This is a genomic window from Antarcticibacterium sp. 1MA-6-2, assembly GCF_021535135.1.
Taxonomy (GTDB): Bacteria; Bacteroidota; Bacteroidia; order Flavobacteriales; family Flavobacteriaceae; genus Gillisia.
The window spans coordinates 1,399,697-1,411,870 of sequence record NZ_CP091036.1; the positions used below are offsets into that span (position 1 = coordinate 1,399,697).

A 12,174-nucleotide genomic window follows, 5' to 3' on the forward strand; every position below is an offset into this window, starting at 1 on the left:
ATTTTTGCCTGTTGATTTGCTGTAATACAAATTTACAACTTATAATGTTTAAGCAACATTTTCTCATAGACTTTATCGGGTAAAATCCGCTTAAGTGCAATCGAGAATTTTTGAAGTGGTTCCCCCACTTTGTAATGACCCTTAGGATCTTCAGTTTTAATAATTTTATAAACAGCCTTTGCCATAAGTTCGGGATCCTTGCCGCTATCCACGTGCTGGTTCATGATCTTTAATGTACTGGAATAGGCTTTTTTATAAGGAGAAGTGTCCAGAACAGGAGCGTGATATCTTCCGGCAGCAATGTTTGTTGCGAAATCCCCTGGTGCAATATTGGTCATTTTTATATTATGATCCTTCAGCTCCATTCTAAAAGCTTCTGTAGTAAGTTCTAACGCTCCTTTGGTTGCAGAATATATTCCGCGGTAAGGAAGGCCCATATATCCTGCAATAGACGTTATATTTATGATAAGCCCGCCGCCCTGAGACCTCATATGAGGTAAGACTTTTTTAATGAGGTTTAAAGGACCAAAATAATTTGTATCAAAGGCTTTCCTTATCTCTTCATCGGGAGTTTCTTCAATAGGTCCGGTAATTCCTATCCCGGCGTTATTAATAAGAATGTCTATCCTTCCTTCTCTTGCAATAACTTCAGAAACTGCAGAAATAATGGTTTCTTTTTTAGTCACATCCAGGGCAACCAAAGGGAATTGAGAATTTATATTTCTTTCAGGGGCTCGACTGGTACCATAGACTTTAAAATCTCTTGCTGACAGGTATTCACCTATTGATTTTCCTATGCCTGAAGAACCACCTAGGTAATAAGGACTACTTTGGAAGAAGTATCTGTTTTCATAGATCACAAAGATGCGATAAAAATCAAAATATACAGATACAAAAAATGGCAAGCTACCCACATCACACCGCTACGACCACTTACCCTTGCTGCGTTCCCGCCCTGGGGGAGTCAGCAGGAGCTGGTTGTGTGGGACTTGCCGCTGCAAATATACAATCTTTACAACATTTGACAAGACTTTTTTAATTTGAATTATTTAATTTAGCACCAAGTATAATAGCACTTTTTCATGATTAAACTTAAGTTCCTCTGCCTGTTTATTTTAAATCTTCTCCTCTTTTCCTGCGGAAGTAATTCCGGTAAAAAAAAATCTGATTTTTCTTTGGAAATTGACTCTTCGAAAAGAGAATTTCAGCTTGGAGAGACGCTAAACATCAGCGTAAAAAATCCGAAAGAAAGAAAAATTGATTCCACCCGATTTTACTTCGGAAATGAAATCCTGCCAAGTTCTTCCGGGTCAAACAACCTTCAGCTTAACCTTCAGGACCAAAAACTCGGAAATCAATTAATAAGAACAATTGTTTTTTCTGAAGGAGAAGCAGATACCCTACAACTTCCCATCAAAATATATAATAATACGGCTCCTAAAGTATATACTTATAATATTGTAAACACTTTTCCTCACGACCGAACAGCTTACACCCAGGGTCTTGAATTTTTTAGGGACACCTTGTATGAAAGTACCGGGCAGTACGGAAAATCTTCCTTGAGAAAGACGAATTTTGAGACAGGTGAGGTCCTGCAAAAAGTAGATTTGGCCGATAAATATTTTGGAGAAGGAATTTCTATTTTAAATAATAAAATTTACCAACTCACGTGGAATGAAGGGGAAGGCCTTATCTACGATGTTGAAACTTTAAAAAGAGGAGGTGTCTTTAAATTCAACCAAAGTAAGGAAGGCTGGGGACTAACAAATGACGGTCAACAATTTTATAAAAGTGATGGCACAGAGAAGATCTGGATCTTAAACGCTCAAACTCTTGCCGAAGAAACTTATATTCAGCCCACCACTCATAAATCAATTTCTACTCAACTCAATGAACTGGAATGGGTGGAAGGAAAGATATATGCTAATACTTACCAAAAAGACGGAGTAGCTATTATTAATCCTGAAAACGGGGCGATCGAAGGGCTAATAAACTTCAATGGGTTGAGGGAAAAAGTAACCCAACATGAAAATCTTGATGTTCTCAATGGAATTGCTTATAATCCTTCCACGAAGAAGTTATACGTAACCGGAAAAAACTGGGATAAATTATTTGAAGTTGAAATTATAGAAAAATGAATTTTACACCAGAAGTCTTTGAACAGGAAAAGAAAGTAAACGAGGAGGACCTGGACCAAAACCGTCACGTAAATAATGTGAGGTATGTACAGTGGATTCAGGATATTGCTAAAGCTCATTGGGAACAAAGAGCAGGAAAAGATGTTTTAGATAAATATTTTTGGGTGGTAATTCGGCACGAGATAGATTACAAGAATCAGGCGTTTCTGGATGATGATCTCCTCCTACAAACTTTCGTGGGCAAACATACGCACGTCACCTCTGTTAGGCATGTCAATATCCTTAACAAAAAAGATAATTCTACTATTGTAAAAGCAAAATCTACCTGGTGCCTGATGGATTACGAAACGAAAAAACCCGTGAAAATTACAGAAGAGATGCTGAGGATTTTTACGAGGTAGGGGTATTAGTTATAGGTTGTAGGTTGTAGGTTGTAGGTTATAGGTTATAGGTTACTGTTATAGGTTATAGGTTATAGGTTATAGGTTATAGGTTTGTAAAGTCCTAAATAGAGTTGACTATTTTATGAAGATGGTTATTACTTATTTTATTTAAAATTCAATTTTAGTTACTTATTAATTCTTAGGTCAGGGTGCAGAAAGGAATACTAATATCTTCTGCAAAGCAGTCAAACCTGTAAGACCGTATAAAAACCTGAAATCAGAAACTTGAAACCTGGAACCTTTATAATGTTTTCGCGACTTTTCTAACTGCTTCTATAGTAGTGTCCAAATCTTCATAGGTCAGCGCCTCTGTAATAAACCAGGTTTCGAAGGCACTGGGAGCTATATAAATTCCCTCTCCAAGTAAACCGTGGAAAAACTTTTTGAAGGTTTCATTATTAGCTTTGGCTGCAGTAACAAAATCTGTAACCGGTATATCATTAAAATGAACAGAGATCATTGATCCCATTCTGTTGATCGTATGGGTCACATTATTTTCCTGTAAGGCTTTGTATATACCCTGGTGAAGATATTCCGTCTTTTCATCAATGCTTTTGTAGATCTCTCTGTTCTCGTTAAGTTCTGTTAGCATTGCTAGACTGGCTGCCATTGCTAACGGATTTCCACTTAGGGTTCCTGCCTGATACACGGGACCTACAGGAGCCAGGTAATCCATAATTTCGGCTCTTCCTGCGAAGGCCCCGACGGGTAAACCACCGCCAATTACCTTTCCAAACGTGACAATATCAGCTTTAACTCCCATTCGTTCCTGAACTCCTCCCGGAGCAAGTCTAAAACCTGTCATTACCTCATCAAAAATTAACAGGATTTCGTTTTCGTCACAAAGTTTGCGTAAACCCTGCAAAAAACCTTCAGCAGGAGGAATGCAACCCATATTTCCTGCGACAGGCTCCAGAATTATACAGGCAATTTTATTCTTGTTTGCCTCAATTACTTCCTTTACGTTCTCCAAATCATTGTAAGCAGCAAGTAGAGTATCTTTTGCTGTACCTTCTGTTACTCCAGGACTATTGGGGGTTCCAAAAGTAACCGCACCACTTCCTGCCTGAATTAAAAAGGAATCACTGTGGCCATGATAACAGCTAAGCAAACTTAATGATCTTTTCTCTTCCGGTAAAGCCACGGGCAAGTCTTACTGCACTCATACAAGCTTCGGTTCCCGAATTAACAAATCTTATTTTCTCAATATTAGGAACCATTTTTACTGCGAGTTCAGCAATTTCTGTCTCTATTTGAGTGGGAGTTCCAAACGAAGTTCCTTTTCTTGCACGTTCAATGACAGCTTCTACTACAGGTTTGTGAGCATGTCCCAGGATCATAGGCCCCCAGGAATTGATATAGTCAATTAATTTATTTCCGTCAGAATCATATAAATATGGACCTATTGCTCTTTCTATAAAAAGCGGATGTCCTCCTACAGCATTAAAAGCCCTTACAGGAGAGTTAACCCCACCGGGAATTACCTTTTGAGCTTCTGCAAATAAATCACTACTTCTCTTATATATCATATTGTCTTTTTATTCAGGCTGAACGCTAAGCTCCTGTCCTATTGAAATATCTGTGGAACTAAGATTATTATTTCTTTGAAGCAGTTCTACCGTCGTATTGTATTTTTTAGCTATTGAATATAGAGTATCTCCTTTTTGCACTACATGCCTTGCCCCGCTACTGCGGACTATAGGAGAATTTCTTCGTATGGGAGAACCTGAGACTTCAGCATCATAATTGTATAACTGATATCTCTCAATGAGGTCGATCAGTTTTCGCGGGTATAACCTGTCTGTTGCATAACCTAGCAGCTCTTAACCCCTTCGCCCAGCCTTTATAATCATCTATATCAAGTTCAAACAAATCAGCATATCTTCTACGTTCAGCAAGGAAAAGGGAATGATCCCGGAAAGAATTTTGAGGATCTTTATACTTTCTGAAACACTCCTGGTTACGGTCATCATCGTGGTAAACCATTTCCCCTTTCCAGTCGTGACATTTAATCCCAAAATGATTATTGGCCCGTCGGGTAAGTTCTCCCCTCCCCGCTCCAGATTCCAGAATTCCCTGGGCTAGTGTAATACTTGCAGGGATTTTGTAAAGCCGCATCTCTTCCTGGGCAATGAATGCATAATTAGCAATATACTCCTCTACAACATCAGCATAGGAACTAGAGGAACATTTCGCTCGTTAACGGTTACCCTGGCAGGTACATTTCTATCCCTGTCCCTTTGTGTAACAGTCTTTTTTTTACTTCCGCAGGAAGCGAGAAGGGAAATTGTGATTAGAAGGAAAAAAACTTTTATCAACTTCATATTACATGTGGATTAGAGGAAGATTCTTCTTTCTTAAATAAGCATTCATTCCCGGGAGCCCCTGTAGCCCTCCCGTATGAATGGCTAAAATAAGGGAATTTGGAGGAAAATAAGATTTTTTCACCAAATCAAAAATTCCATAGAGCATTTTACCTGTATAAACGGGATCTAACTGGACTTGGTATGTTTCCCTGAAATGGTTTATAAATTCCACTAATTCCGGAGAAATTTTTGCATAGCCGCCAAAATGATAGTCAGGAACTAATTTCCAGTTTTCTGCGGAAGTCCACTTTCTTATTTCAGAAGTAAGAAAATCTCCCTTTAAACTAGGAAAGCCTATTATTTGCTGATGCTTTTCAGAAGAATTTATTATTCCGGAAATTGTTCCGCCTGTACCTACGGCTGTACATACAAAATCCATCTTTTTATCTGATGCCGCCAATATTTCTTCACAACCCTTAACTGCCAGTTTATTTGTACCTCCTTCAGGAACTAAGTAAAAATCTCCAAATTTTTCTCTTAATTCATTCTGAAAAACCGCTTCATCCTTTGCACGATATTGCTCGCGGGTTACAAATTCCAACTTCATTCCCTGTTGGGCAGCGAAGTTAAGAGTAGAGTTCTCAGCTAAAGTCTGTTCAAAATTAATACCTAGTTCCTCACCCCGAATAATTCCCAAAGTTTTAAAGCCCATAAGATTTCCTGCAGCTGCAACTGCAGCTATATGATTGGAGAATGCTCCTCCAAAGGTGAGAATTTGATCTATTCCCTGCCGGGTTGCTTCCTGCAGATTGTATTTCAGCTTCCTGAATTTATTTCCGGAAACAATTGAATGAAGTTGGTCTTCCCTCTTAAGATAAAGAGAAATCCCACTGCCTTTCCAGGTTTTTATATGCTGAACAGGTGAATCCCTTACCTGAAAATCCAGATTCGCTTCCATTTTGCAAATATTAAAAACATTAGGCAAAATTCTGCTATTTTCCTCTCCTGAGGTAGCGGGTAAAATTCCAGAATTTTCTTCTCCTGCAGTAGTCAGGATCTTTTTCATTCATATATGCTTCTCTTTCAAAAGAAATATTGCGGTAAGCTACCAGAGCATTTTTGTAAATCAATAGTTTCAGAAAAAATTCTAAAGTGTACCAAAGATAAAATGGAAGAACCAGCATTTCTGCTTGTTGTCTTAAATGAATTCTTTCATGATTTAGAAAAACCTGATCTTTTTTAAGGTTTTGGTGCCTTACAATTATAAAAGGCCAAAGACTTATCCCCAAAAAGCCCTTCGAGAGCAGATATTTGTTTACCACCACGATCATGCGATCAAGATAAGAATTGTAATTTAGCACTATGAGCTCTTTTAACAAAAAAATCCCTTTAGAAGAAGGAGATTATTACCTTACCCCCGAAGGTTTTCGATGTTTCACTGCTAAATATCTCCTCAAAAGGGGTTATTGCTGTAAGAGTGGCTGCAGGCATTGTCCTTACGGGTACGACAGGAAAACTGATAGCTTTAATTAGTAGTGAGTATTGAGTAGTGAGACTTGAGAAGTTAGAAGTTAGAAGTTAGAAAAAATACGGGTCTATTGCTCCTGCAAAAATATTTCTCAGTGTTTAATATTTCTTTTAAGTTGAAAAAAATAATACCACATCAATGAATTTTAAAGAACAGATCCTGGAGGGAATTCCCGCTGAACTGCCGCCTGCTCAGGCCTATGATCCCTCTGTAAATAACGCGCCAAAGCGGAAAGATATCTTAAACAAAGACGAAAAGGAACTGGCTCTAAGGAATGCTCTACGGTATTTTGAGCCTCAGCATCATGCCATTCTTCTCCCTGAATTCCGGGAAGAACTGGAAAAGTACGGAAGAATTTATATGTATAGATTTCGCCCTGATTATGGGATGTATGCGAGACCAATCGAAGAATATCCGGGAAGATCTACTCAGGCTAAGGCCATTATGCTGATGATCCAGAACAACCTGGACCCTGCTGTGGCACAACATCCTCATGAACTAATAACGTATGGTGGCAATGGAGCAGTTTTTCAAAATTGGGCACAATACAGGTTAGTAATGAAGTACCTGGCCCAAATGGAAGATGACCAAACGCTCGTAATCTATTCCGGGCATCCTATGGGTCTTTTTCCTTCACATAAAAATGCTCCAAGGGTAGTAGTAACTAACGGAATGGTAATTCCCAACTATTCCTCACAAGATGACTGGGAAAAATTTAATGCACTGGGAGTTACGCAGTATGGGCAAATGACTGCCGGAAGCTATATGTATATAGGTCCACAGGGAATCGTTCATGGCACAACGATTACAGTCCTAAACGCTTTGAGGAAAATCCAGGGCTCTTCTTTATCTGAAAAAAATAAAACTGCTCTGTTTCTTACCTCCGGTCTTGGCGGGATGAGTGGCGCTCAACCTAAAGCTAGGTAATATCGCAGGATGTATTACGGTGTGTGCCGAAATTAATCCGAAAGCTGTAAAAACCCGTCACTCTCAAGGCTGGGTAGATGAAGTTATAACAGATCTCAAAGAGTTGGCCCTCCGCGTAAAAAAAGCTAAAGAACAGGCAGAAACTGTTTCTATTGCTTACCAGGGAAATATAGTAGACGTTTGGGAATATTTTGCCGAGCACAATGTTTATGTGGATCTGGGAAGTGACCAAACTTCTCTTCACAATCCTTGGGCCGGAGGGTATTATCCTGTGGGATTAAGTCTTGAAGAATCTCAAATTTTAATTGCAGAAGATCCTGAAAGATTTAAATACGCTGTTCGTGAAAGTTTGAGAAGACAGGTTGATGCTATTAATATACACACTTCCCGTGGCACTTACTTTTTCGATTATGGAAATGCTTTTTTATTAGAGGCTTCCCGTGCAGGCGCCAATATTCACAAAAATAATGAAGGAACTCCTGTAAAATCTGAAGCCAAACAAGGAGAGGAACTTCATTTTGCATATCCTTCCTACGTGCAGGATATTATGGGCCCCATGTGCTTTGACTATGGCTTTGGTCCTTTTCGCTGGGTATGTACTTCAGGGAAACAGGAAGATCTCGATAAAACCGATGCTATTGCAGCAGAAGTATTGCAAACTCTAAAAAAGGATGCTCCTGAAGAAATTCAGTCCCAATTGCAGGACAACATTCACTGGATAAAGAATGCCGCGAAAAACAAACTTGTAGTTGGTTCTAAAGCCAGAATTCTATACGCAGACGCTTCCGGAAGAATAGAAATTGCGAAAGCTTTTAATAAAGCAATTGCCAAAGGAGAAATAGGAGTGGTTGCTCTGGGAAGAGATCATCACGACGTTTCGGGAACAGACTCACCTTATCGGGAAACTTCCAATATCTACGATGGGTCCAGATATACTGCAGACATGGCTATTCAAAATGTTATAGGAGATAGTTTTCGAGGAGCCACATGGGTGAGCATTCATAACGGAGGTGGAGTTGGTTGGGGAGAAGTTATAAATGGCGGATTTGGAATGGTTCTTGATGGTTCTAGAGAGTCTGATGACAGGTTACGATCTATGCTTTTTTGGGATGTTAATAACGGGTTAGCGAGACGTTCGTGGGCAAGAAATAAAGAAGCTATGTTTTCTATAAAACGGGCTATGCAACAGGAACCAAAGCTCCAAATCACCCTTCCTAATCTTGTGGAAGATTCCTTGTTCTTAGATTCTTAATGTAACCCATAAACTAATAATTATGAAAATCGTAAAAATTACCACCGTTTTGCTCCTCTTCGTAGTAATGATGTCTTCATGTTCTTCGGTAAGAGTAGCTTCAGATTATGATCAACAGGTTGATTTTAATCAGTATAAAACCTATGCTTTTTTTAAGCCCGGAATTGATAAGGCAGAAATTTCTGATCTGGATAAGAAAAGGATATTACGAGCCATAGAAACTGAAATGGCCGAAAAAGGATTTACAAAATCTGAAGATCCCGATGTATTAGTAAGCATCTTTACCAAAACGAAAGAAAACATCAACATTTACCAGCATAACATGATGGGCTGGGGTTACGGCTGGGGATGGAATCCGTGGTTTTGGGGAGCAGGCCCTAATACTGTAAATACCACAAGTGAAGGTACTTTGTATATAGATTTAGTTGATGCTGAAGGTAAAGAACTGGTTTGGCAGGGAATGGGTACTGGAGCCCTCGCCAAAAAAGTTGACCGGAAACAGGAAAGAATTAATGAAATCGTAGAGGAAATATTAGAAACCTACCCACCCGGAACAAGGAAATAGAATCAGCTAAAATGCCTCCCCCTACGGAGGCATTTTTATTTTATTTCAGATTTGGATCTTCTTATTCTTAAAAAAACATCCTTTGCCTTTTTGTATCTTTATATTACTATAATAACTGTTCATGCTAGAGAAAATAGAATCTAATGAAATATTAGACAGGCTTCCTGCTCATCTGCAACAATTTATAAAACCGCAGAATTACGCTGATTATAATGCCATCAACCAGGCAGTCTGGAGATATGTTATGCGGAAAAATGTCGATTATTTAAGCAGAGTAGCTCATGATTCCTATTTATCCGGCCTCAAGCAAACAGGTATTTCTATAGACAGCATCCCGAATATGTATGGGATGAACCGAATCCTGAAGGAAATAGGATGGGCAGCGGTTGCTGTTGACGGATTTATTCCGCCATCGGCTTTTATGGAATTTCAGGCTTACAATGTTCTGGTGATCGCCAGTGACATTCGCCAACTGGAACATATTGAATACACACCTGCCCCAGATATCATTCACGAAGGTGCAGGACACGCGCCTATTATTGCCAATCCTGAATATGCTGAATATTTGAGAAGGTTCGGCGAAATTGGTTGCAAAGCCATTTCCAGCGGGAAAGATTATGAGATGTATGAGGCAATCCGGCACCTGTCCATTATTAAAGAAGCTGAAGACACTCCTGAAGAAGAGATAAAAAAAGCAGAGGAAAAAGTAGATTACCTTCAGAATAATATGGGAGAGCAGAGTGAAATGGCTCAAATAAGAAACCTTCACTGGTGGACTGTAGAATATGGTCTAATAGGTACCCCGGAACATCCGAAAATTTACGGTGCGGGATTATTATCCTCCATTGGAGAAAGTGCCTGGTGTATGACAGATAAGGTGAAAAAAATTCCGTATACGATCGAAGCGGCACAGCAGGAGTTTGATATTACCAAACCACAACCACAACTTTATATTACTCCAGATTTTGCTCACCTGAGTCTGGTTCTGGAAGAATTTGCTAATACTATGGCTTTACGTCGTGGAGGGCTGGAGGGTATCCAAAAACTAATAGATTCCAAAGGCCTTGGAACAATAGAATTAAGTACAGGAATTCAACTATCCGGTGACTTTACCCGGGTAATAGAACATCAGGGAAAACCAATTTATATTCAAACCAACGGTAAAACAGCATTATCTTACCGGGAAAAAGAATTAGTGGGACATGGCAGTTTAAACCATCCAAAAGGTTTCGGCTCACCAGTGGGAAAACTTAAGGGTATAAATTTAGCAATAGAGGACATGAGCCCTCGCGATCTTCGAGCTTATGATATATACGAAGGAGAGAAGATCACTTTAGAATTTGAAGGCGGGGTGGTAGTTACAGGAGAGATAATTAATGTTACACGAAACCTGCAGGGAAAAATAATCCTGATAAGCTTAAAAGATTGTACTGTTTCTTATAAAGAAGAAATTCTTTTTAAACCTGAATGGGGAAATTACGATATGGCTATAGGAAAAGAAATTATATCTGCCTTCTCGGGACCTGCAGATCCTTTATCCTTTGACCTTATTACTCACACCCCTTCAAGTACTACTATCAAAAGCAAAAAGACAGCTGAAAGAGAAGAACTGGAGAGTCTCTATCAGGCAGTTCGGAATATACGAAATGGTGAAAACACCAAATTCTCATTGCAGGCTGCTTTTGATATTTTGAAGAAACATCACTCCAGCGACTGGTTACTTTCAGTTGAAATTTTTGAATTGGCGGTTGACAGTGATCAGAGATTAGCCAAAGAAGTAAAGGAATATCTTGATGCTTTAAAAGGAAAGAGGCCGGAGATATCTCACCTTATTGATGGAGGAATGGAACTAATAAATCAAAATTTGGTGATCAACAGAGACGCTTAAAAATTATACTTTTATACGATCCATCGCCTCAGGACTTTGGATCTTGTTTCCATTGTACTCCAGAGACCATCCCATAGAATTGGTAAGAATATAGATTTTTTGAAGTTCACTTATCAGGCGATTCTGTGCATTAGACTTTATGGTCGAATTTTCAATCTTGGTCATGAGCGACTTTTTAATTCGCTCCTGGATCTTGTTATAATCTTTAGCTTCAAATTGATTTAAATAATCCTGGGTAACATCATAATATTGAATATTAGGATTTATAGAGATTTCTTCCTTAGGAATATGATGAATCCTTACAGTTTTGGTTTCAGGATCTACTTCTGTTCTTAGTTTACTTAAGTCGTAGGCCACGGTAACATCTGCATTTACAATTATAAGAGCCTTCTTTCTTGCAGAAAAGACATCAAGATAAAATCTTTTGGAGTCATTATAAGAATATACCTGAGCAAAATTACCTTCAGTCACTACCAGTTTTCCAACATTTTTTATTTGCTTTTCTATTAAACTGAGTACTTTCAACAAGTTGATCGCGCTGTTCCTCTTTGGTTTCAAAATATTTCCAGGCAAAAAAAATGGCCACCAGGCCGAAAAGGACTATTGCAATAGTTTTTTTCATTCAGAGGTATTAAGGCTACAAAAATAAGAAAAGTGCCATTAACAATTAATTGAAGAAAGGCAGATTTATAAAATGTAAATGGACGGCCCCACCCGTCCATTTACGTTTTAATTCTAAAATCTACCCCAACAAATTTTAGAAACAGTTCTTTGATTGTAATGCTGTTTTAAACAACCTGTTGATCAAAGAGACTATAAAAATACAAAAATTTCTTTCTTGCACAAGAAATTTAATACTTTTTCGAAGACTTAATTTTTTGTTAACCAACTACATAGAGCTTCCTTACTTCCTTACTAAAATTAAAATCTTCTTATTTTAGCAAAAAAAAAATGGATGGCCCCCACCATCCATTTTCGTTTTTCTCAAATTCTACCCCAAAGAATTTTTGAATCATACATTAATTAAAAGCCGCTTTTAAAGCGATTTATCAATTAATGTGAAACAAATGTAGCTCAAAAGTTCAAGTAGAGATAACGTTTTTGACCCACATATGTATACTTTAGGA

The 12,174-nt window shown here is 38.5% G+C and carries 8 protein-coding genes, 1 other RNA gene and 4 pseudogenes; 6 read left to right on the forward strand and 7 right to left on the reverse strand.

Annotated features, from left to right (window positions below; translation table 11 throughout):
* Positions 1-32 precede the first annotated feature (32 nt).
* Together LZ575_RS07045 and ffs are read right to left on the reverse strand one after the other, a co-directional pair.
* Positions 33-853: pseudogene (locus LZ575_RS07045) on the reverse strand (SDR family oxidoreductase).
* Between the two features lie 43 nt (positions 854-896).
* Positions 897-995, reverse strand: an RNA gene (gene ffs, locus LZ575_RS07050) — signal recognition particle sRNA small type.
* An 87-nt stretch (positions 996-1,082) separates the two neighbouring features.
* On the opposite strand from ffs, the gene LZ575_RS07055 reads away from it, so the two are divergent.
* Positions 1,083-2,138: a glutaminyl-peptide cyclotransferase gene (locus LZ575_RS07055; protein WP_235330049.1), complete on the forward strand. Its 1,056-nt coding sequence runs from the start codon at positions 1,083-1,085 to the stop codon at positions 2,136-2,138.
* Positions 2,135-2,539, forward strand: a complete 405-nt coding sequence (locus tag LZ575_RS07060) for a thioesterase family protein (RefSeq protein WP_235330050.1) — start codon at positions 2,135-2,137, stop codon at positions 2,537-2,539. Before LZ575_RS07055 ends, LZ575_RS07060 begins: the two co-directional genes overlap by 4 nt.
* Positions 2,540-2,822: 283 nt before the next feature.
* Here the strand turns inward: LZ575_RS07060 and hemL are convergent.
* The 4 genes and pseudogenes from hemL to LZ575_RS07080 form a co-directional block, all read right to left on the reverse strand.
* Positions 2,823-4,110 (reverse strand): annotated as a pseudogene (gene hemL / locus LZ575_RS07065) (glutamate-1-semialdehyde 2,1-aminomutase).
* A 9-nt stretch (positions 4,111-4,119) separates the two neighbouring features.
* Positions 4,120-4,905, reverse strand: a pseudogene (locus tag LZ575_RS07070) (glucosaminidase domain-containing protein).
* 1 nt (position 4,906) lies between these two features.
* A complete protein-coding gene (locus LZ575_RS07075) occupies positions 4,907-5,845 on the reverse strand; it encodes a 1-aminocyclopropane-1-carboxylate deaminase/D-cysteine desulfhydrase (protein ID WP_409187207.1) in 939 nt (312 codons plus the stop codon).
* Between the two features lie 34 nt (positions 5,846-5,879).
* Positions 5,880-6,248 (reverse strand): hypothetical protein, encoded by a 369-nt coding sequence (locus tag LZ575_RS07080; protein WP_311196016.1) that lies wholly within the window; start codon positions 6,246-6,248, stop codon positions 5,880-5,882.
* A gap of 1 nt (position 6,249) precedes the next feature.
* Here LZ575_RS07080 and LZ575_RS07085 point away from each other — a divergent pair, with 1 nt between their 5' ends.
* The 4 genes and pseudogenes from LZ575_RS07085 to LZ575_RS07100 all read left to right on the forward strand — a co-directional run bounded on the left by LZ575_RS07085 (position 6,250) and on the right by LZ575_RS07100 (position 11,047).
* Positions 6,250-6,420 (forward strand): DUF5522 domain-containing protein, encoded by a 171-nt coding sequence (locus LZ575_RS07085; RefSeq protein WP_235330052.1) that lies wholly within the window; start codon positions 6,250-6,252, stop codon positions 6,418-6,420.
* A 133-nt stretch (positions 6,421-6,553) separates the two neighbouring features.
* Positions 6,554-8,594: pseudogene (locus LZ575_RS07090) on the forward strand (urocanate hydratase).
* A gap of 22 nt (positions 8,595-8,616) precedes the next feature.
* On the forward strand, positions 8,617-9,159 hold the full coding sequence (locus tag LZ575_RS07095) for a DUF4136 domain-containing protein (RefSeq protein ID WP_235330053.1): 543 nt from the start codon (positions 8,617-8,619) through the stop codon (positions 9,157-9,159).
* Positions 9,160-9,280: 121 nt separating this feature from the next.
* Positions 9,281-11,047 carry an aromatic amino acid hydroxylase gene (locus LZ575_RS07100; protein ID WP_235330054.1) on the forward strand — a complete coding sequence of 589 codons (1,767 nt, stop codon included), beginning with the start codon at positions 9,281-9,283 and terminating at the stop codon, positions 11,045-11,047.
* A gap of 3 nt (positions 11,048-11,050) precedes the next feature.
* Here the strand turns inward: LZ575_RS07100 and LZ575_RS07105 are convergent, their stop codons facing one another.
* Positions 11,051-11,572, reverse strand: a complete 522-nt coding sequence (locus LZ575_RS07105) for a DUF4230 domain-containing protein (RefSeq protein ID WP_311196017.1) — start codon at positions 11,570-11,572, stop codon at positions 11,051-11,053.
* Positions 11,573-12,174 lie beyond the last annotated feature (602 nt).

Bases quoted from the DNA above. Each gene is read 5' to 3' on its own strand.
- LZ575_RS07055 (WP_235330049.1), top strand. From the start codon at position 1,083: ATGATTAAACTTAAGTTCCTCTGCCTGTTTATTTTAAATCTTCTCCTC.
- LZ575_RS07060 (WP_235330050.1), top strand. From the start codon at position 2,135: ATGAATTTTACACCAGAAGTCTTTGAACAGGAAAAGAAAGTAAACGAG.
- LZ575_RS07075 (WP_409187207.1), bottom strand. From the start codon at position 5,845: ATGGAAGCGAATCTGGATTTTCAGGTAAGGGATTCACCTGTTCAGCAT.
- LZ575_RS07085 (WP_235330052.1), top strand. From the start codon at position 6,250: ATGAGCTCTTTTAACAAAAAAATCCCTTTAGAAGAAGGAGATTATTAC.
- LZ575_RS07095 (WP_235330053.1), top strand. From the start codon at position 8,617: ATGAAAATCGTAAAAATTACCACCGTTTTGCTCCTCTTCGTAGTAATG.
- LZ575_RS07100 (WP_235330054.1), top strand. From the start codon at position 9,281: ATGCTAGAGAAAATAGAATCTAATGAAATATTAGACAGGCTTCCTGCT.